The organism is Micromonospora sp. WMMD1128 (genome assembly GCF_027497235.1).
Taxonomy (GTDB): domain Bacteria; phylum Actinomycetota; class Actinomycetes; order Mycobacteriales; family Micromonosporaceae; genus Micromonospora.
Genome location: NZ_CP114902.1, coordinates 528619 through 548514, shown reverse-complemented (window position 1 = coordinate 548514; position 19896 = coordinate 528619). Strand labels below are relative to the sequence as shown.

The window sequence follows — 19896 nt, the reverse complement described above, 5'->3', positions numbered from 1 at the left end:
GGTCAGGCGACCGGACTGGTCAGGCGACCGGGCTGGCGGAGCGGACCTGCTCGGCGATGCGCTCGGCGACCTCGCGCGCGGTGGCCTCGGTGGCCGCCTCGACCATGACCCGCACCAGCGGCTCGGTGCCGGACGGGCGGAGCAGCACCCGGCCGGTCTCGCCCAGTTCGGCCTCGGCCCGCTCGACCTCGGCGCGGACGGCCGGCGCGGCGGCGCCGACGGTACGGTCACCGACCGGCACGTTGATCAGCACCTGGGGCAGCTTGGTGACCACGGCGGCCAGCTCGGCCAGGGAGGTGCCGGTGGCGGCCATCCGGGCCATCAGGTGCAGGCCGGTGAGCACGCCGTCGCCCGTGGTGGCGAACGCGGGCAGCACGATGTGGCCGCTCTGCTCGCCGCCCAGGGCCAGGCCGGAGGCGCGCAGCTCCTCCAGCACGTACCTGTCGCCGACCTTGGTCTCGACCAACCGGATGCCGTGCGCGGACATGGCCAGCCGCAGGCCGAGGTTGCTCATCACGGTGGCGACCAGGGTGTCCTGGGTCAGCTCGCCGGCGTCGCGCATGGCCAGGGCGAGGATGGCCATCACCTGGTCGCCGTCGACCTCCGTGCCGTCGGCGCTGACCGCGACGCACCTGTCGGCGTCGCCGTCGTGGGCGAGGCCGAGGTGCGCGCCGTGCTCGACCACCGCGGCGCGCAGCGCCTCGATGTGGTTGGAGCCGCACCCGTCGTTGATGTTGAGCCCGTCCGGCTCGGCGTGGATGGCGATCACCTCGGCGCCGGCCTCCCGGTAGGCCACCGGGGCGACGTCGGCCGCCGCCCCGTTGGCGCAGTCGACCACGACCTTGATCCCGTCGAGGCGGTGCGGCACGGTGCCGACGAGGTGCTGGACGTAGTGGTCGGCGCCGTCGAGCAGGTCGTTGACCCGGCCCACACCGGCGCCGGTCGGGCGTTTCCAGGCGGTGGTGGCGTTCGCCTCGACGGCCGCCTCGATCCGCATCTCGATCTCGTCGGGCAGTTTGTGCCCGCCGGCGGCGAAGAGCTTGATGCCGTTGTCCGGCATCGGGTTGTGCGAGGCGGAGAGCATGACGCCGAGGTCGGCCTTGATCTCGGCGGTGAGGAACGCCACCGCCGGGGTGGGCAGCACGCCGACCCGGACCACGTTGGCGCCCGCGCTGGTGAGGCCGGCGACCACCGCCGCTTCGAGCATCTCGCCGCTGGCCCGGGTGTCCCGGCCCACCACCGCGAGCGGCGGATGGCTCCGGTCGGTCTCGGCCAGCGTGTGTGCCGCGGCGACCGCGACCGCGAGCGCCAACTCCGGGGTGAGATCCGCGTTCGCCCGCCCGCGTACGCCGTCCGTGCCGAACAACCGGCCCATACCCGCCAACCTCCGTGGAACTGCCGTTGAGGAGAGAAACGCGGAACGGCCGGGCCGCCCCCGCAGAAGGGAGGCGGACCCGGCCGTCCGTCAGAAGTACAAGACGCTGTTGGAGATCAGCGCTTCGAGTACTGGGGAGCCTTACGGGCCTTCTTGAGGCCGTACTTCTTGCTCTCCTTGACCCGGGCGTCACGGGTCAGGAAGCCGGCCTTCTTCAGGGCCGGGCGGTCGTCGGGCTCGTTGACGATCAGCGCCCGGGCGATGGCGAGCCGCAGCGCGCCGGCCTGGCCGGTGGTGCCGCCGCCCCGCAGGTTGGCGATCACGTCGAACGACTCGGGCTTCTCGGCGGTGACCAGCGGGTCCTTGATGAGCTGCTGGTGCACCTTGCTCGGGAAGTAGGCCTCGAGTTCGCGACCGTTGCAGGTGATCTTGCCGCTGCCGGGGACGATCCGGACCCGGACGATGGCTTCCTTGCGACGGCCCACGGTCTGGATCGGGCGGTCACCGCGGGGCGCGCGCGCGACGGGCGCCGGCGCCTCGGTGGCCTCGGGGGCGACCTCGGTCTCGGTGATGTCGGTCATGCTGCTTCCTTCGCCCGCGCTCACTGCGCGATCTGCTTGATCTCGAACGGCGCCGGCTGCTGCGCGCTGTGCGGGTGCTCGGCACCGGCGTAGACCTTCAGCTTCTTGAGGATCTGACGGCCCAGCTTGTTGTGCGGGAGCATCCCCTTCACAGCCAGCTCGACGGCCCGCTCGGGCCGCTTGGTGAGCAGCTCGTCGTAGCCGACCCGCTTCAGGCCACCCGGGTAGCCGGAGTGGCGGTAGGCAACCTTGGTCTGACGCTTGTTGCCGGTCAGCGCGACCTTGCCCGCGTTCACGATGACGACGAAGTCGCCCGTGTCGACGTGCGGCGCGAAAGTCGGCTTGTGCTTGCCACGCAGCAGCGTGGCGGCGTGGGTCGCGAGGCGGCCCAGCACGACGTCAGAGGCGTCGATGACGTGCCACTGACGCTCGATCTCACCCGGCTTCGGGCTGTACGTACGCACAGGTCTACCTTGTCTCGTCGTCGGTCTGGGGTCGCGCGCCGAGGTAACCGGGGCTTCCCAGTCGAACCAGCGCGCACGAACGACCAAGCGTACCTGATGCGGCACGCCTAAGAATGTCGTACAACAGCAGGCAACGATACCCGGCCGCCCGGCGGCTGGTCAAAACGGGGTGGCCCGGTGTGCGCTCATGGCACAGGTCACACGCCGGCCAGCCTACGCGGCCCCGGCCGCAGGTAGATCGCCCAGGTCACCAGGAAGCAGAGCGCGTACCAGCCGATGAAGGCCAGGTAGGCGGCGTCGGCGGTGCCGGAGGTCAGGAACGACTGCCGGAACGCCACGTTCACCAGCACGCCGCCGGACGCGCCGACCGCGCCGGCGATGCCGATCAACGCGCCGGCCAAGCGCCGGGCCCGCCGCTGCGCCGCCTCCCGGTCCCCGGTCAGCTCGGCCTCCGCGGTGGCCCGGGCCCGGAAGATCGCCGGGATCATCTTGTACGTCGAGCCGTTGCCGATCCCGGAGAACACGAACAGCGCCAGGAACCCGGCCAGGTAGAGCGGGAAGGAGTGCTCCCGGGCGGCGTGGAGCACCAGCCCGGCGCCGCCGGCCATCGCGACGAAGTTCCAGAACGTGACCCGGGCCCCGCCGAGCCGGTCGGCGAGCTGACCCCCGAACGGCCGGACCAGCGAGCCGACGAGCGGCCCGAGAAAGGTCAGCCAGGCGGCGTCGACCGGGGTGGGGAACCGGTCGTGGAACTGGAGTTGGAGCACCTGACCGAAGGCGAAGCCGAAGCCGATGAACGAGCCGAACGTGCCGACGTAGAGCAGCGACATCACCCAGGTGTGCGGGTCGCGGGCGGCCTCGCGCAGCGCCCCCGGCTCGTTGCGCGCCCCCGGCACGTTGTCCAGCCAGCGCGCCGCGGCCAGCGCGGCGAGCACGATCAGCGGCAGGTAGACGGCCGGCACGAGCCGGGGGTACGCGGCCCCCGCGGTGGCCAGCACCGCCAGCCCGACGAGCTGCACCGCCGGTACGCCGAGATTGCCGCCGCCGGCGTTGAGCCCCAGCGCCCGGCCCTTGAGCCGCTCCGGGAAGAACAGGTTGATGTTCGCCATCGAGGAGGCGAAGTTGCCGCCGCCCACGCCGGACAGGCAGGCCAGCACCATGAGCGTGGTGTACGACACCCCGGGCTCGATCAGCACCGTCATCGGCACCGCCGGCACCAGCAGCAGCAACACGCTGACGATGGTCCAGTTCCGGCCGCCGAACCGGGCCACCGCAAGCGTGTAGGGCAGTCGCAGCACCGCGCCCAGCGCGGCCGGCACGGCGGTGAGCAGGAACTTCCCGGCCGGGTCGATGCCGTACGCCGGGCCGAGGAAGAGCACCGTCACCGACCAGAGGCTCCACACGGAGAAGCCGACGTGCTCGGCGAAGATCGACACGTACAGGTTGCGGCGGGCGATCCGGGCGCCGCCTGCGGCCCAGAACGCCGGGTCCTCCGGACGCCATTCGGTGATCCGTCCCGGCCGGTCGGTGGCGACCGGCGCCGGGGTGCTGGCTGAAGCGAGCGTGCTCACGGCGACTCCTCCTCGTCGGTGACGAGGGGGACGCTAGGAACCGGCGGTTTCCGTCAGGTGCCCCATGCACGTCGGCGCGGATACGGAGATCGCACGTCCGCCGGACGGCGGCGGTGAGGCGGTCACAGCTCCTGAAGGATCCGCAACGCGCGCCCGACCCGCTGCATGGTCTCGGTGTCCGCCACGTCCACGCACTCGGTGAACCACTTCTTCATCGGCGAGGAGAGCCGGTCGGGCATCACCACGAAGCCACCCATGCGTACGGCAAGCGGCGAGTCGCGCAGCAACGACTCGTCGACCACCTCCGCCACGATCACGATCGGCACCGCTGTGGAGTTGTAGACGTCGGAGCTGATGACCAGGCCGAACCGTTCCCGGGCGCCGGAGATGCGCCAGATCTCCCCCCTACGCAGCACGCGGGCGACCACCGCGGAACAGGGCGTCGTCGACCATGGCGGCCTCCTGGTCGTCGGCCAGGGCGTCGGCCTCCAGGTCCAGGCCGGCGCGGCCGACCGCGGCGGCGTGCGCGGTGAACACCTCGCGCAGCGCCTTCTCCCGGGCGGCCTGGTCCATCCAGGCGGAGAGGGAGAGCCCTTCCCGCTTGGCGAACCGGCGCGCTTCCTCGATCGTCTCGTCGGAGAACGACAGGGTCACCTTGGCGGTCATGCCAAGCAGACTACCCATCGGTATGACCTCTAGTCATCCCGTGCGGCGTCAACAGAGAGATTGGACAGGAGTCAAGCGCAACAACCGAACTCGCTTGCGGATGTTGCGCTTGCTGGGGAAGACTGGTCCGAACGGTCAGCACACGGAGCGTGAGGGTCATTCACCCGGCGCACGCAACGCAGAGCGGTCAGGGGGAAGCATCATGAGCCTCGGCGCCACGAGGACCGCTTCGGTCGCGCCCGCCGAAGGGGCTGAGCACAAGAAGCTGGCCGCCATGGCGGCATTCCTCATGCGGCACCACGCTGCGGGACGGAAGACCGCTCGCCTCGTCATGTCGGATGGGGAGGAGGTCGACGTCCCGGCCCAACTGTTCGACCTTTTGGAGCAGATCACCGCGACGCTCTCCCGCGGAGACGGTGTTGCGGTCAGCGCCATCGCCCGCGAGCTGACGACAACCGAGGCGGCGAAACTGCTCGGCATGTCCCGCCCCACGCTGGTCCGCCTCCTGGAGAATGGTTCCATCGCCTCCCACCGGGTCGGTAGCCACCGACGCGTTTTCCTGGCCGATGTCCTCGCCTTTCGACAACGGCAGATGGAGGAGCGGCGAAAGTCGTACGAGGCCCTCATGTGGGAATCCGACGCGCTGGGTTTCAACGACGACGAGTAGATCCCGGCCGGGACCGGGGGCGCTGGGTAGGGTGTCCACTGTGATCCCCGGCGCCCCCCTGGTGTTCCTGGATGCCAATGTGCTCTTCTCCAGGACGCTTCGCGATTGGATCAGCCTCCTGGCGCTCGAGAGCGACTGCAACGTTTTCGATCTCCGGTACAGCGAGGATGTCCTGGCGGAATGGATGTATCGGCTACGCCGGAAGCGACCCGAACATTCCGAGCAGGCCATTGGAGGGCAGCGGCGCAGGTTCGTCGAGGCTTTTCCCTACGGCCTGGTCACCGGCTACTCCCCCAGCGACGTGCCCTGCCCGCCGGACTCGGACGACCGGCACGTACTTGCCGCGGCGATCCACGGCGCCGTCGACATCCTGGTCACCGATGACCAACGCGCCTTCCCTCCGGAGTGTGTGCGAGAACGCCTTTCGGTGCTCACGAGCGACGACTTTCTCAACTGGGTGGCCGACCGTTCTGTGAGCCTGGTGCAACGAGTGACGACTCGCCAGATCGATTACTACCGGCGCAGCCTGGTGGCCCCGGATCGGGATGCCGTCGAGCTGATCGCTTATCTCCGGAAGGCGGGAGCGCCCAGGTTCGCCAGGCGGCTGGAGGAACAGTTGCCCGAGCCACCCGTACGCTGACCGCGGGCTCATCGGTCAGCCAGGGCCGGCGCACGGCCGCCGAAGACGGCGAAGCGCCACTCCTTGAAGAAGCAGTCCACGTCAACCAGCCCGGCCTCGCCCAGCCAGCGGCATTGGTCGGCGACCGTAGCGGGCCGGTCGTGCCGCATCCGCTCCCGGGAGGCGGCGATCTCCTCGGCGTCGGAGCCCAGCTCGGTGATCCGTGCCGTCCACACCTCGTCGTAGCGCCGGTCGAGCGCCGGCGTCGGCCCGGCCACCTGCTCGGCGTTGACGAACACCCCGCCGGGCGCAAGCGCCTCGGCCGCGCGCCGGTAGAGCGCCCGCTTGCCGTCGTCGTCGAGGTGGTGGATGGCGAGCGCGGAGACCACCGCGTCGTACCGGCCGGCGGGCAGCGGGTCGGCCAGGTCGGCGTGGACCGTGCGGTGCGGCACGCCGCGCGCGGACAGGTGGCCGGCGGCCACGGCCAACATGCCGGGCGCGCCGTCCACGAGCGTCAGCCGCACGCCGGGAATGGCGGCGGTCAGCAACAGGGAGAGCAGGCCGGTGCCCGCGCCCAGGTCCAGCACCTCGGGGGTACGCCCGGCGGCGAGCGCCGCCCGCAGCGGCGGTGCGGCCACCTCGACCGCAGTGCCGTAGAAGGCGTCGAAGCAGGGCACCAGTCGGCGTCGGGCCTGGTCGTAGCTGCCGGCCACGGCGTCGAACGCATCCGTCACGCTCATCGAGTCTCCCGTTATGTGAGACGATTTTCTCACATTCTAAACCTCGCGGTCCGACCCGTCACCCCCGTGCGGTGTGAGGCGCTCTTGACAGGACCGAAACAGAAGGGACCCGGGCCGGAAACCCCCCGGCGGCACGCTTTTCCGACATGACAGACGGTGCGCACGTGGCGACACAATCCGGGGTACGCCCCCGGGAAGCGGCCACGCACTGCCCGTACTGCGCGTTGCAGTGCGGCATGGTGCTGCGCGCGGTCGGCGGCGGCGTCGAGGTCGCCCCGCGGGACTTCCCCACCAACCGCGGCGGGCTCTGCCAGAAGGGCTGGACCGCCGCCGAGCTGCTCGACCACCCGGAACGGCTCACCACGCCGCTGGTGCGGGACCGGAAGGGCGCCGAGCTGCGCCCGACGGGCTGGGACGAGGCGCTGGACCGGATCGCCGCCGCGCTGCGCACGGTCACCGACCGACACGGGCCGGACGCGGTAGCGGTCTTCGGCGGCGGCGGGCTGACGAACGAGAAGGCGTACGCGCTGGGCCGGTTCGCCCGGGTGTCGCTGCGCACCCGGCACATCGACTACAACGGACGTTGGTGCATGTCGTCGGCCGCCGCGGCCGGCAACCGGGCCTTCGGCGTCGACCGAGGGCTGCCGTTCCCGCTGGCCGACCTGGGCCGGGCGGACACGCTGATGCTCGTGGGCGCGAACCCGGCCGAGACCATGCCGCCGCTGATGCGCCACGTCACCGACCAACGGGCACGCGGCGGCCGGCTGATCGTGGTCGACCCCCGGGCCACCGCCACCGCCCGCCAGGCCGACCTGCACCTGCAACCGCTGCCCGGCACCGACCTGGCGGTGGCCAACGCGCTGCTGCACATCGCGCTCACCGAGGGCTGGCTGGACCGGGCTTACGTCAAGGCGCGGACCACCGGGTTCGACGAGGTCCGGCGTACCGTGGCCGGCTACTGGCCGGCGGAGGTGGAACGCCTCTCCGGGGTGCCGGTGGCCGATCTGGAGTACGCCGCCCGCGCGCTCGCCGCCGTGGACCGGGCGATCATCCTCACCGCCCGGGGGGCCGAGCAGCACGCCAAGGGCGTGGACACCGTCACCGCCTTCGTCAACCTGGCGCTCGCCCTGGGCCTGCCCGGCCGCCCCGGCTCCGGCTACGGCTGCCTGACCGGGCAGGGCAACGGGCAGGGCGGCCGGGAACACGGGCAGAAGGCCGACCAGCTCCCCGGTTACCGGCGGATCGACGACCCGGCGGCCCGGGAGCACGTGGCCCGGGTGTGGGGAGTAGACCCGGCGACGCTGCCCGGGCCCGGAGTGCCGGCCTACCAGTTGCTCGACTCGCTCGGCACCCCGTCCGGACCGAAGGCGCTGCTGGTGTTCGGCTCGAACCCGGTCGTCTCCGCGCCCCGGGCGGCCCGGATCGAGTCCCGGTTGCGCGACCTGGACCTGCTCGTGGTCGCCGACTTCCTCCGCTCGGAGACCGCCGAGTTGGCCGACGTGGTGCTGCCGGTCACCCAGTGGGCCGAGGAGGACGGCACGATGACCAACCTGGAGGGTCGCGTGCTGCGCCGGCGCGCGGTCCGCGTACCACCCGCCGGGGTCCGGACCGACCTGGAGATCCTCGCCGGGCTCGCCGCCCGGCTGACCGCCGACGCGCCGTTGCCGACCGACCCGCGGGAGGTGTTCGAGGAGCTGCGGCGGGCCTCGGCCGGCGGCCCGGCCGACTACGCCGGGATCACCTGGGACCGGATCGACGCCGACACCGGCGTGTTCTGGCCCTGCCCGGACCCCGACGGCCCGGACCGTCCCCGCCTCTTCGCCGACCGGTTCCCCACCCCGGACGGCCGGGCCCGCTTCCACCCGGTGACCCACCGCCCGGCCGCCGAGCCGGTCTGCGCCGACTACCCGCTGCACTTCACCACCGGCCGGGTGCTGGCGCACTACCAGTCCGGCGCGCAGACCCGACGGGTCGCCGCGCTGCGCCGGGCCGCCCCGGAGGGCTTCGTCGAGGTGCACCCCGACCTGGCCGCCCGGCTCGGCGTGACCGAGGGGACACCGGTGCGGGTGGTCTCCCGCCGGGGCGAACTGCGCGCGCCGGCCCGGCTCAGCCCGGCGATCCGGCCGGACACCGTCTTCGCGCCGTTCCACTGGCCCGGCGCGGCGCGGGCCAACTCGGTCACCAACGACGCCCTCGACCCGGTCTCCGGGATGCCCGAGTTCAAGATCTGCGCGGTCCGGGTGGAGCGGGCATGACCGGGCGGACCGTCGTCGTCGGATACGGCATGGCCGGCGCCCGGCTCGTCGCCGAGCTGCACGCGCGCGGCGGCGACCGGCGGATCACCGTGCTCGGGGCGGAGCCGCACCGGGCGTACAACCGGATCATGCTCTCCACGCTGCTGGCCGGGAAGATCGACGAGCCGGACGTGGAGCTGGTCGAGGCCGTCGGCCCCGCCGTCGACGTGCGGACCGGCACGCCGGTCACCGCGATCGACCGGGACGCCCGGGAGGTACGCACCGCCGACGGCGGCCGGCACGGCTACGACCACCTGGTGCTCGCCACCGGCAGCCGGGCGGTGGTGCCGCCGCTGCCCGGGCTCGACCCGCTGCCCGCCCGGGTGATCCCCTTCCGCACCCTGGCCGACTGCCGGCGGATCCTCGCCGCCGCCCGGGGCGCGCGCCGCGCCCTGGTGCTCGGCGGCGGGCTGCTCGGGCTGGAGGCGGCCCGCGGCCTCGCCGCCCGGGGCCTCGACGTGACAGTGGTCCACCCGGTCGGGCACCTGATGGACCGGCAGCTCGACCCGGCCGCCGGCACGGTCCTCGCCGGCACGCTCGCCGGGCTGGGCGTCCGGGTCCGGCTCGGCGTGACCGCGACCGGGGTGACCACCGACGGCGACGGGGTCTGGCTGCACCTGGACGCCGGTGCGCCGCTCGCGGCCGACCTGCTGGTCCTCTGCTGCGGCGTACGCCCCGACACCGCGCTGGCCCGGGCGGCCGGGCTCACCGTCGACCGGGGCGTGGTGGTGGACGACCGGATGCGGACCAGCGACCGGCGGATCTCGGCGATCGGCGACTGCGCCCAGCACGGCGGGGCGCTGACCGGGCTGGTCGCGCCGGCCTGGGCCCAGGCGCGGGTGGTGGCGGACGTGCTGACCGGCGCCGGACCGCTGGTCCACTACCGGCCCCGGCCGGTGGTGACCCGGCTCAAGGCCGCCGGCATCGACCTGGCCGCGATGGGCGACATGGCCGGCGCCCCGGCCGGGAACGGCCCGGCCGGTGACGGCGCGGTGGAGGAGTTGACGTTCGCCGACCCGGCCCGGGGCACCTACGCCCGGCTGCGGATCCGCGACGAGCGGCTGACCGGCGCGATCCTGCTCGGCGACAACCCGGCCGTCGGCACCGTCGTGCAGCTGTTCGACCGGGGCGCGCCGGTGCCGGCCGACAGGCGTTCGCTGCTGCTCGGCCGGGCGGTCGGCGCGGTGGCCGAGCCGGCCGCCTCCCCGGCGCTGATGCCCGACGCGGCCACCGTGTGCCGGTGCAACGACGTGACCAAGGGCGCGCTCGTGGCGTGCTGGCGGGCCGGCGCCCGGTCCGCGGCGGCGCTGTCCACGACGACCCGGGCCGGCACCGGATGCGGCGGTTGCCGGGACGCGGTGGCCGGCATCGCCGGCTGGCTGGCCGAGGCGGACCCACCCGCGGACGCGGGCGAACGAGGCGCGAGGACGGAGCGCGAAGCGGTGGAGGTGGCGTGATGAACGAGTCGGTCAGCAGGGTCGTCGTCGTCGGCAACGGGATGGTCGGGCAACGGTTCGTCGAGGCGCTGCGCGCCCGCGACCGGGACGGGCGGTGGCGGGTCACGGTGCTCGCCGAGGAGCGACGCCCGGCGTACGACCGGGTGCGGCTCTCGGCCGTCTTCGACGGGGTGAGCGCGGAGGAGCTGAGCCTGCACACCCCCGACGACGGGGTGGAGCTGCGGCTGGGCGAGCCGGCCACCGGCATCGACCGGGCGCGGCGGGTGGTGACCACGGCGACCGGGGAGCACCGGTACGACGCGCTGGTGCTGGCCACCGGGTCGTACCCGTTCGTCCCACCGGTCGACGGCGCCGGCCTGCCGGGCGTCTTCGTCTACCGGACCCTGGACGACCTGGCCGCGATCCGGGCGCACGCCCGGGGCCGGCGGACCGGCGCGGTGATCGGCGGCGGGCTGCTCGGCCTGGAGGCGGCCAACGCGCTGCGCCTGCTCGGGCTCGCGACGAGCGTGGTGGAGTTCGCGCCCCGGCTGATGCCGGTGCAGGTGGACGACGCGGGCGGGGCGATGCTGCGCCGGTACGTGGAGGAGTTGGGCGTCACGCCGTACCTCGGGGTGGCCACCACCGCGCTGCGGCCCGGACCGGACGGCACGGTGGCGTCGCTCGACCTCGCCGACGGTCGCACGGTCGACGCGGAGCTGGTCGTGGTGGCGGCCGGGATCCGGCCCCGGGACGAGCTGGCCCGGGCGGCCGGGCTGCCGCTGGGTCCGCGCGGCGGGGTGCTCGTGGACGCGGCCTGCCGCAGCGCGGACGAGCGGATCTGGGCGGTCGGCGAGTGCGCGGCGGTGGACGGCACGTGTCACGGCCTGGTCGCGCCCGGGTACGCGACCGCCGAGGTGGTCGCCGACCGGCTGCTCGGTGGGACGGCCACGTTCCCCGGCGCGGACACCGCGACGAAGCTCAAGCTGCTCGGCGTGGACGTGGCCTCGTTCGGTGACGCGCATGGTGTCACCGCCGGCTGCCTCGACGTGACGTACACCGATCCGGCCACCCGGTCGTACGCGAAGCTGGTCCTCTCCGACGACGCGCGGACGCTGCTCGGCGGCGTGCTGGTCGGGGACGCGAGCGCATATCCGACGTTGCGGGCGAGCGTCGGCGGGCCGTTGCCCGCTCCCCCGCTCGCGCTGCTCGCCCCGGCCGGCGGCCCGGGCGCCGGAGCGGGCGCGTTGCCGGCCGCCGCCCAGGTCTGTTCCTGCAACGCGGTGACCCGGGCGGACCTGGACGCGGCGATCGCCGACGGGGCGACAGACGTGCCGGCGTTGAAGGCGTGCACCCGGGCCGGCACGAGTTGCGGGTCCTGCGTGCCGATGCTGAAGCAGTTGCTGGACGCCGCCGGGGTGCGGCAGTCCACCGCGCTGTGCGAGCACTTCGACCTCAGCCGGCAGGAGCTGTTCGACCTGGTCCGGGTCCGGGGCATCCGCACCTTCTCCCGGCTGGTCGCCGAGCACGGGCGCGGGCGGGGGTGCGACATCTGCAAGCCGGTGGTGGCGTCGATCCTCGCCTCCCTCGGCAGCGGCCACGTGCTCGACGGCGAGGCGGCGTCGCTCCAGGACACCAACGACCACTTCCTGGCCAACCTGCAACGCGACGGCAGCTACTCGGTGGTGCCCCGCATTCCGGGTGGGGAGATCACGCCGGAGAAGCTGATCGTGATCGGCGAGGTGGCCCGGGACTTCCGGCTCTACACCAAGATCACCGGCGGACAGCGGATCGACCTGTTCGGCGCGCGGGTGGACCAGCTGCCGCAGATCTGGCGCCGGCTCGTCGACGCCGGCTTCGAGTCGGGCCACGCGTACGGCAAGGCGCTGCGCACGGTGAAGTCCTGCGTCGGCGACACCTGGTGCCGATACGGGGTGCAGGACGCGGTCGGGCTGGCGGTCACGCTGGAGTTGCGCTATCGCGGCCTGCGCGCGCCGCACAAGCTGAAGTCCGCGGTCTCCGGCTGCGCCCGGGAGTGCGCCGAGGCCCGCGGCAAGGACTTTGGCGTCATCGCCACCGAGACCGGATGGAACCTGTACGTCGGCGGCAACGGCGGTTTCCGGCCCCGGCACGCCGACCTGTTCGCCACGGACCTGTCGACCGAGGCGCTGATCACGGTGATCGACAGGTTCCTGATGTACTACGTCCGCACCGCCGACCGGTTGCAGCGCACGGCCGCCTGGATCGAGGCCATGGACGGCGGCCTCGACCACCTCCGGTCGGTGATCGTGGAGGACTCGCTCGGGCTCTGCGCCGACCTCGACGCGGCCATGGCCCGGCACGTCGCCGCCTACTCCGACGAGTGGCGGGACGTGCTTGAGGACCCGGAGCGGCTACGCCGCTTCACCTCCTTCGTCAACGCACCGGACGTGCCGGACCCGTCCATCACCTTCGCCGTGGAACGCGGCCAGCCGGTGCCGGCCCGCGGGGGGCCACCGGGCTCCGGGCACCGCCGGCAGCCGGTCACGCTGGGCCTGCCGGAGGTACGGCGATGAGCCCGACCGTGACGCTGCGCTGGACGCCGGTCTGCCCCCTGGACCGGCTGGACCTCGACCGGGGCGCCGCCGCCCTCGTGGACGGGGTGCAGGTCGCGCTCTTCCGGACGGCCGCCGGGCTGTTCGCGGTGGACAACCTGGACCCGGTCGGCGGCGCGTACGTGATGTCGCGGGGGCTGGTGGGCAGCCGGGGCGGCGTGCCGACGCTCGCCTCCCCCCTGCACAAACAGGTCTACGACCTCACCACCGGCCGTTGCCTGGACCTTCCCGGGGTGACGCTGCGGCGGCACCGGGTGCGCTGCCGGGACGGCCTGGTCGAGGTGCGGCTGCGGCAGGAGGAGTGAATGCGGGACGAACTGGCGGGCTTCACCATCGGGGTCACCGCGGACCGGCGGCGCGACGAACTGGCCGCCCTGTTCCAGCGACGTGGCGCCCGGGTGGTGCTCGCCCCGGCGCTGCGGATCGTGCCGCTGGCCGACGACAGCGACCTGCGCGAGGCGACCCGGGCCTGCCTGGAGCACCCGCCGGACGTGTTGATGGCCAACACCGGCATCGGGATGCGGGGCTGGCTGGAGGCGGCCGAGGGCTGGGGGCTGGCCGAGCCGCTGCGCGCCACGATCGCCCGCGCCTACGTGGTGTCGCGGGGGCCGAAGGCGACCGGGGCGATTCGCGCCGCCGGCCTGCGTGAGCACTGGTCCCCCAGCTCGGAGAGCTGTGAGGAGGTGGTCGAGCACCTGGTCCGGCGCGGCATCGCCGGTCAGGTGGTGGCGCTTCAACTGCACGGGGACCGGCAGCCGGAGTGCACCGAGGCGCTTGTCGCGGCCGGGGCCACGGTGATCGAGGTGCCGGTCTACCGGTGGGCGCCGCCGGCCGACCCGGCGCCGCTGCACCGGCTCATCGACCTGGTCGCCGGGCGGCTTGTCGACGCGGTCACGTTCACCTCCGCCCCGGCGGCCGAGGCGCTGCTGCGGGCGGCCGGGGACCGGACCGAGACGGTGCTTCAGGCGCTGCGCGGCGACGTGCTGGCCGGGTGCGTGGGCACGGTCACCGCCGAGCCGCTGGTGCGGCGGGGGGTGCCGGTGAGCGCGCCGAGCCGGGCCCGGCTCGGCGCGCTGGTCCGGACGATCGTCGAGGAGCTGCCCCGGCGGACGGTCTCGGTGAAGGCCGCCGGGCACCTGCTCACGCTGCGCGGCCACGCCGCGGTGGTGGACGGGGAGCTGCGCCAGTTGGCACCGGCCCCGATGGCCGTGCTGCGGGCGTTGGCGGCGTCCCCGGGAAAGGTGCTCTCCCGCACCGCGCTGCTGCGGACGCTGCCGCGCGGTGCGGACGAGCACGCGGTCGAGATGGCGGTCGCCCGGCTGCGGGTGGGGCTGAAGGCTCCCCGGGTGGTGCAGACCGTGGTGAAGCGCGGCTACCGCCTGCGGGTGGACTGAACGCCCGGCTCAGCTCCGCCGGCCTTGCTGCTCCCCGCCCGTGCCGCCGAGTTCCAGGTCGACCAGGGCGAGCAGGAACGCCGAGGCGTGGCGGGCCTCGTCGTGGGCGATCTCGGCGAACAGGTCCGCCGCCTCGTCCTCGCCCACCGACGCGGCCTGCCGGGAGAAGGACGGATACATCGTGGTCGCCTCGTAGACCTCGCCGTCGATCGACTTGCGGAGGTTCTCCGCGTCGCTGCGTACCAGCCCGGCCAAGGTGGCCGTCTCGGAGAAGTGCTCACCGAGTTCCTGGCCGGCGGTGTTCTCCCAGAGCTGGGCCAGCCGCGGCCGGCCGCCGTCACGGGCGTGCCGGGCGTAAAGGGTGTACGAGGCGTTCGCGAACGCCTCGCCGTGCAGCGTCGCCTCCAGGTCAGCGGTCCCGGCGGGCCTGCCGGGCGTACCCCGGGTAGACGACGGTGGCCTCGTGCCACTCGCCCGCGATCGACGTGCGCAGGTTCGCCACGTCCGTGCCGACGAAGTCGATGAGTACGGCTTCCTCGGTGAAGTGCTCGTTCAGCTCGGTGTCGGCGGTGGCGGCGTAGAGCGCGGCGATGTCGTCGTGGCCGTTGCGGCCCGCTTCCGCCCCGTAGGCCAGGTAGCTGGCGTTGGCGAACGCCTCCCCGTGCATCGCGGTGAGCGTGTTGGCCCGGGTCGTGTCGTTCGTCACCGCCGCCTGGGCGGGCGCCGCCACCAGCCCCACGCCGAGCGCGGCGCCGGCAACCAGCGCGGTGATGCCTCGAACTGTCCGCATCGGATTTCCCCTCTCCTCTGAGCGCGCCGTGAACAAACTTTCACGTAGCGTGACGACGCTCGGGGGAATCCTAAGTTTTCGCAGGTCAGGGGCGGAATAGCCGCAGCTCGCCGGGCCACCCGACCACTACGGGCACCGCCGCGAACAACGACAAATCCGGCTCAGCCCACCGACGTCGCGTAGCCGTGCTCCGCCTGGAGCCGGAGCATGGCGTGCTCCACCACGGTCACCAGCACCTGCTTGACCGAGTCCCGTCGCCGCGCGTCGCACATCACCATCGGCACGTCCGGCGGAATGGCGAGCGCCTCCCGGACCTCCTCCAGCTCGTAGTGCGGCGCGTCACCGAAGCGGTTCAACGCCACCACGTACGGCAGCTTGCGGTTCTCGAAGTAGTCGAGCGGCGCGAACGCGTCGGTGATCCGGCGGGTGTCCACCAGCACCGCCGCGCCCACCGCGCCCCGGATGATCTCGTCCCACATGAACCAGAAGCGGGTCTGTCCCGGCGTGCCGAACAGGTAGAGGATCAGGTCCTCGGCCATGGTGATCCGGCCGAAGTCCATGGCGACCGTGGTGGTCTCCTTGCCCGGCACCTTCGACGCGTCGTCGATGCCCACGCCGGCCGCGGTCATCAACGCCTCGGTGGTCAGCGGCTGGATCTCGGAGATCGCCCCGACGAGCGTGGTCTTACCCACGCCGAAGCCACCCGCGATCACGATCTTCGCGGAGATGATCTCCCGGCCGCGGTTCGCCCCGTCGGGGTCATAGTTCGCGAAGTCCACTTAGCACCCTTCCAAGCAGGTTCATGCGCGCCGCGAAACCCGTCGCGGGAGCGGCAGTGTGTAGCGTCAGCAGGCCCTCGGCCACCATGTCGGCGACCAGCACCCGGGTGACGCCCAGCGGCATCCGGGTGTAAGCGGCGATTTCCGCCAGCGACTGTGCCCGGCCTTCACAGACCGAGGAGATGCGGTACTTGTCGTGCCCGGCGAAGCGCGCCTCGGCGGACTGGGTGGCCGTGCTCGACAGCACCGCCTCGAGCGCGATGTTCTGCAACGGCTCGGTGCGGCCCCGGGTGACCGCGTACGGTCGCACCAGCGCGCCGCGCGGATCACGTCGCGGTTCCATCTCGCGATCACCTCCCCTCGTACGGAGCCGGACCGGCCCCGGATCCCCAGGTCAACGGCCGGTCAGGACCGGACGGCGTCCCTCGGCAGCGGCACCAGCGCCTGGCCGACCCGTTCCACGAGCAGCGCCATCTCGTAGCCCACCTGGCCGACGTCGCAGCTACGCGCCGCGAGTACGGCCATCGACGAGCCGTCACTGATGGACATCAGGAAGAGGTATCCGCTGTCCATCTCGATCACGGTCTGCAACACCCCGCCGGCGCTGAACATCCGCGCCGCGCCCTCGGTGAGACTGACCACGCCGGAGGTGATCGCGGCGAGTTGGTCGGCCCGGTCCTGGGGCAGGTCCCGGGAGGAGGCGAGGAGCAACCCGTCCGCGGACACCGCCACCACGTGGGCGATTCCCGCCACGCTGTCGGCGAAGTTGGTGAGCAACCAACCCATGTCCTGCATGGCCGCCGGCCTGTTCATCGGTTCGTCTCCTTGGTCGAGGTGCTGTTCAGATCGGTGCCGGCGGTGCGGCCCCGCTGGACGCCACGGTGGTAGGCGGAGAGCAGGCCCCGCACTTCGTCCGGACTACGCCGGCTGCGGTCGCGACCGCTCTTCGGTTCGATCCCGCCGGGCACGAGCTGCGCCTGCGGCACCCGCTTGGGCAGGCCCGAACGGGTGGTGCCGCCGGTGGTGGGCTCCGCGGCCCGGCTGGCCCGGTTCCAACCCTCGTCCGCCGCGGTCCGCCAGGCGTCGGCGTCGACAGGCGCCCCGGCCGGCTCCGGAGCCGGCCCCGGGGTCGGCGTCGGGATAGGGGCCGGCGCGGGCGGCGCCGCCGCGGCGGGCGGTGTGACCGGCACCGCGGGCGAGCTGTACGCGGCCGGTGTGGTCAGCCCGGACGCCTGGGCACCCGGGGTGCGGGTGGGCAGCGGTGGCCGTGCCGACGCGGCGGGTTGCGCCGGTGCGGGCGGCGGCTCGTCGAACCGGGGCCGGGTGAAGATGGTGGTCTCGTCCTCTCCGTGCGAGCGGAACCAGACCGCCTCCATCTCCCGGAATATCGGTGCCTCCGCCGGCCGGTCCGGCCGGGCCATGACCGGCGCCGCCGGGGTGGTCTCGACCGTGGGCGGCGCGGCGAGCGGCTGGTAGGCCGGCGGGGCCGAGAGGGCGGACGGCGTCGCCTCGCTGCCCGGCGTCCGCTTGGGCAGCGGATCGACGGCCGGGTAGGCGACGGTCGGACCGCCCGCCGACCAACCGGCGCCCGAGACCGGCGCGGGTGCGGCGGTGCCCGGCGCGGGGGGCCGCGCGCCGGTCGCTCCGCCGAGCTGGACACCCGGGGTGTCGTCCCGCACCTCGGCGGGCGCCTGCCAGCGCGCGGGCTGCGGGGTGTGCACGTCGCGCCACTGGTCGGCCAGGGTGGCGGTGCCGCCCCGGCCGGCGCCGGCCAGCGCGTCGGCGGCGCCGACCTGGCTGAGCGGCGACGGCTCGACGGCCAGCGGCTGACGCGGCCGGGTCAGCGGGGCCTGCCCCCGGTTGGCCGGCAGCACCACCGTCGAGTTGGGCAGGGTGACCTGGGCCACGGTGCCGCCCTCGACATTGCGGCGCAGCTCGACCCGGATGCCGTAGCGGGAGGCGAGCCGGCTGACCACGGCCAGACCCATCAGCCGGAACGCGGCCACGTCGACCGTCGGCGGCGCGGCCAGCCGACGGTTGAGCGAGTCGAGCTGGTCGTCGGTGAGGCCGAGCCCCCGGTCCTCGACCTGGATCAGCACGTAGTCGCGGATCCGCCGGCCGTCGGCCACCACCACCGTGTTCGGGGGCGAGAACCGGCTGGCGTTGTCGAGCAGCTCCGCGACCAGCCGGACCACGTCGTTGACGGCGTGCGCGGCGACCGAGATGTCGGTGTCGACGGTGCCGAACTCGATCCGGTTGTAGAGCTCCACCTCGGACTGGGCGGCGCGCAGCACGTCGACCAGGAGCGCATCGTCGCGACGCGGCACGGCCGAGTCCGCCCCGGCCAGGACCAGCAGGTTCTCGTCGTTGCGGCGCATCCGGGTGGCCAGGTGGTCCAGCTCGAAGAGCTGGGCCAACCGCTTCGGGTCCTCCTCGCCGCGCTCGATCGCGTCCAGCTCACCGATCATCCGGTCGACCAGGCTCTGCGAGCGACGGGCCAGGTTGAGGAACATCGCCGAGACGCTGGTACGCAGCGCGGCCTGCTCGGCCGCCACCCGGACCGCCTCCCGGTGGACCACGTTGAAGGCCACCGCCACCTGGCCGACCTCGTCGCGGTTGGTCAGCTTGATCGGGTCCCGCACCTGCTGGACGATCTCGTCCACGCCGCCGTCGCCGATGGCGTTGACGTTCTGGAGCCGGCTCACCGCGTCCGGCAGGTCGTGGTTCGCCACGGCGAGCGCGCCCTCACGCAGCCGGCGCAGCGAGTCGTTGAGCGAGCGGGCCAGCACCACCGCGAGCGTCACGGCGACCGCCAGCGTGAGCAGCACGAGCAGGCTCTCCACGATGGCCTGCCGGATCACGTCGCTGCGCGCCGCGTCGGCGTCGGCGAGCAGTTCGTCCAGGAGCTGGATCTCGGCCCACCGCATCAGGTCGTCGACCGCGCCGACGGCGGCGGACACCTCGTCCCGGTCGACGAGCGCGGCCTTCCCGACCGACCGGGTCAGGTCAGCGGCCATCCGGTCGGCGAGCTGGACCGCGTCGCCGGAGACCGTGCGGTCGACCAGGGCCCGCTGGTCCGGGGCGGCGGCCCGGGAGAAGGAGAGCAGCGCCTCCTGCTGGCCGGTGAGCGTGGCCACGAAGGAGGAGAACTGCTCCTCGTCGATGCGCTTGCTGGCGGCGAGCGCGGTGAAGGCGACCGCCTGCTCCTCCGCCACCTCGGCCTTGGCGTGGGCGAACGCGGCGACCGCGCGGCGGGCGTCGGCGAGGTCCTCCGCACCGGGCAGTTGGGCCAGCGTGTCGCCGTACGCCACCAGGTCGTCGAGGACGATCCCGTAGCGCAGGCTCGCCTCGGCCACCGGCATCTGCGCCCGGTCGAGCACCTCCTGGCGGGTGCCGTTGAGCGTCTCCAGATGGTCGTCGATCACCTTGAGCCGGTCCCGGACCGCAGCCGGCAGGTCGCCGAGCGTGCCGCGCTCCTCCCGGTACGCCGCGATCCGCTCGTCGGTCTGTCGCACCCGCAGGTTGTAGGCGTCCGGCTTCTGGTTCGGGTCGACGAGGAAGGCGGACGCCGCCATGCGCTCCTTGTGCAGGTCCTGGGTGAGCGCCGAGACGTCGACCGACACCGCGGTCAGCGCGCGGACCTGGTTTGCGTCGTACGCGCCCTGACCCACCGAAATGAGTCGGATTGTTGCCAGTGCGATGACAGCGGCCACCGGGACGACCAGGATGAGGGCGAGTTTCGAGCGGATCCGCGCGTCACGCAGCCTGGGCAGGCGCCGTCGCCGGTTCCGCTGGTCGGCGTTTGGGCTCCCGGGCAGGGTCGTAGGTCGGGTGCTCACGACATCGCCTCCGTCGTTTCTTCCACGCGCGACCCGCTGACCCGTGCCTGATGCAGCGGCCACCGCCACGCGCGGCACGGCCGCGATTTC

At 73.3% G+C, this 19896-nt stretch carries 20 protein-coding genes; 7 read left to right on the top strand and 13 right to left on the bottom strand.

What is annotated here, in order from left to right:
• Positions 1–19: 19 nt before the first annotated feature.
• The 6 genes from glmM to O7602_RS02725 all read right to left on the bottom strand — a co-directional run bounded on the left by glmM (position 20) and on the right by O7602_RS02725 (position 4657).
• A complete protein-coding gene (glmM, locus tag O7602_RS02750) occupies positions 20–1375 on the bottom strand; it encodes a phosphoglucosamine mutase (RefSeq protein WP_281586656.1) in 1356 nt (451 codons plus the stop codon).
• Between the two features lie 116 nt (positions 1376–1491).
• Positions 1492–1956: a 30S ribosomal protein S9 gene (rpsI, locus tag O7602_RS02745; protein ID WP_281586655.1), complete on the bottom strand. Its 465-nt coding sequence runs from the start codon at positions 1954–1956 to the stop codon at positions 1492–1494.
• Positions 1957–1976: 20 nt separating this feature from the next.
• Positions 1977–2420, bottom strand: coding sequence for a 50S ribosomal protein L13 (rplM, locus tag O7602_RS02740; protein WP_281586654.1), 444 nt, complete (start codon positions 2418–2420; stop codon positions 1977–1979).
• Between the two features lie 197 nt (positions 2421–2617).
• Complete coding sequence (locus tag O7602_RS02735; protein WP_281586653.1) at positions 2618–3991, bottom strand: nitrate/nitrite transporter; 1374 nt, start codon at positions 3989–3991, stop codon at positions 2618–2620.
• A 122-nt stretch (positions 3992–4113) separates the two neighbouring features.
• The gene (locus O7602_RS02730) at positions 4114–4419 is read right to left on the bottom strand and encodes a type II toxin-antitoxin system PemK/MazF family toxin (RefSeq protein ID WP_281586652.1); all 306 of its coding nucleotides are present in this window, start codon (positions 4417–4419) and stop codon (positions 4114–4116) included.
• Complete coding sequence (locus O7602_RS02725) at positions 4397–4657, bottom strand: DUF6364 family protein (RefSeq protein ID WP_281590081.1); 261 nt, start codon at positions 4655–4657, stop codon at positions 4397–4399. The genes O7602_RS02730 and O7602_RS02725 overlap by 23 nt, the downstream gene beginning before the upstream one ends.
• Positions 4658–4859: 202 nt before the next feature.
• On the opposite strand from O7602_RS02725, the gene O7602_RS02720 reads away from it, so the two are divergent.
• Together O7602_RS02720 and O7602_RS02715 are read left to right on the top strand one after the other, a co-directional pair.
• A complete protein-coding gene (locus O7602_RS02720; RefSeq protein WP_281586651.1) occupies positions 4860–5324 on the top strand; it encodes a helix-turn-helix domain-containing protein in 465 nt (154 codons plus the stop codon).
• Positions 5325–5364: 40 nt separating this feature from the next.
• Positions 5365–5964 (top strand): PIN domain-containing protein, encoded by a 600-nt coding sequence (locus O7602_RS02715; protein ID WP_281586650.1) that lies wholly within the window; start codon positions 5365–5367, stop codon positions 5962–5964.
• Between the two features lie 8 nt (positions 5965–5972).
• On the opposite strand, the gene O7602_RS02710 is transcribed toward O7602_RS02715, so the two are convergent.
• On the bottom strand, positions 5973–6683 hold the full coding sequence (locus O7602_RS02710; protein ID WP_281586649.1) for a class I SAM-dependent methyltransferase: 711 nt from the start codon (positions 6681–6683) through the stop codon (positions 5973–5975).
• A gap of 146 nt (positions 6684–6829) precedes the next feature.
• On the opposite strand from O7602_RS02710, the gene O7602_RS02705 reads away from it, so the two are divergent.
• The 5 genes from O7602_RS02705 to O7602_RS02685 are packed head-to-tail and all read left to right on the top strand — an operon-like array spanning position 6830 to position 14398.
• Positions 6830–8938 (top strand): molybdopterin oxidoreductase family protein, encoded by a 2109-nt coding sequence (locus O7602_RS02705; protein WP_281586648.1) that lies wholly within the window; start codon positions 6830–6832, stop codon positions 8936–8938.
• Positions 8935–10434, top strand: coding sequence for an FAD-dependent oxidoreductase (locus tag O7602_RS02700; RefSeq protein ID WP_281586647.1), 1500 nt, complete (start codon positions 8935–8937; stop codon positions 10432–10434). Before O7602_RS02705 ends, O7602_RS02700 begins: the two co-directional genes overlap by 4 nt.
• Positions 10434–12965, top strand: a complete 2532-nt coding sequence (gene nirB, locus O7602_RS02695; protein ID WP_281586646.1) for a nitrite reductase large subunit NirB — start codon at positions 10434–10436, stop codon at positions 12963–12965. Before O7602_RS02700 ends, nirB begins: the two co-directional genes overlap by 1 nt.
• Positions 12962–13309, top strand: a complete 348-nt coding sequence (gene nirD / locus O7602_RS02690; protein WP_281586645.1) for a nitrite reductase small subunit NirD — start codon at positions 12962–12964, stop codon at positions 13307–13309. The genes nirB and nirD overlap by 4 nt, the downstream gene beginning before the upstream one ends.
• Positions 13310–14398: a uroporphyrinogen-III synthase gene (locus O7602_RS02685; protein WP_281586644.1), complete on the top strand. Its 1089-nt coding sequence runs from the start codon at positions 13310–13312 to the stop codon at positions 14396–14398. It abuts the gene before it with no gap.
• Positions 14399–14407: 9 nt separating this feature from the next.
• Here the strand turns inward: O7602_RS02685 and O7602_RS30945 are convergent, their stop codons facing one another.
• The 6 genes from O7602_RS30945 to O7602_RS02655 all read right to left on the bottom strand — a co-directional run bounded on the left by O7602_RS30945 (position 14408) and on the right by O7602_RS02655 (position 19806).
• Positions 14408–14653 (bottom strand): ferritin family protein, encoded by a 246-nt coding sequence (locus O7602_RS30945; protein ID WP_348651308.1) that lies wholly within the window; start codon positions 14651–14653, stop codon positions 14408–14410.
• Positions 14654–14807: 154 nt separating this feature from the next.
• On the bottom strand, positions 14808–15188 hold the full coding sequence (locus O7602_RS02675) for a hypothetical protein (RefSeq protein WP_281586643.1): 381 nt from the start codon (positions 15186–15188) through the stop codon (positions 14808–14810).
• A gap of 161 nt (positions 15189–15349) precedes the next feature.
• Positions 15350–15967, bottom strand: a complete 618-nt coding sequence (locus tag O7602_RS02670) for an ATP/GTP-binding protein (RefSeq protein ID WP_281586642.1) — start codon at positions 15965–15967, stop codon at positions 15350–15352.
• Entirely contained in the window at positions 15948–16310 is a 363-nt protein-coding gene (locus tag O7602_RS02665) for a DUF742 domain-containing protein (protein ID WP_089155225.1), read from the bottom strand. The genes O7602_RS02670 and O7602_RS02665 overlap by 20 nt, the downstream gene beginning before the upstream one ends.
• Before the next feature lie 62 nt (positions 16311–16372).
• The gene (locus O7602_RS02660) at positions 16373–16780 is read right to left on the bottom strand and encodes a roadblock/LC7 domain-containing protein (RefSeq protein WP_089155226.1); all 408 of its coding nucleotides are present in this window, start codon (positions 16778–16780) and stop codon (positions 16373–16375) included.
• Positions 16777–19806, bottom strand: a complete 3030-nt coding sequence (locus tag O7602_RS02655) for a nitrate- and nitrite sensing domain-containing protein (protein WP_281586641.1) — start codon at positions 19804–19806, stop codon at positions 16777–16779. The genes O7602_RS02660 and O7602_RS02655 overlap by 4 nt, the downstream gene beginning before the upstream one ends.
• Positions 19807–19896: the final 90 nt, after the last annotated feature.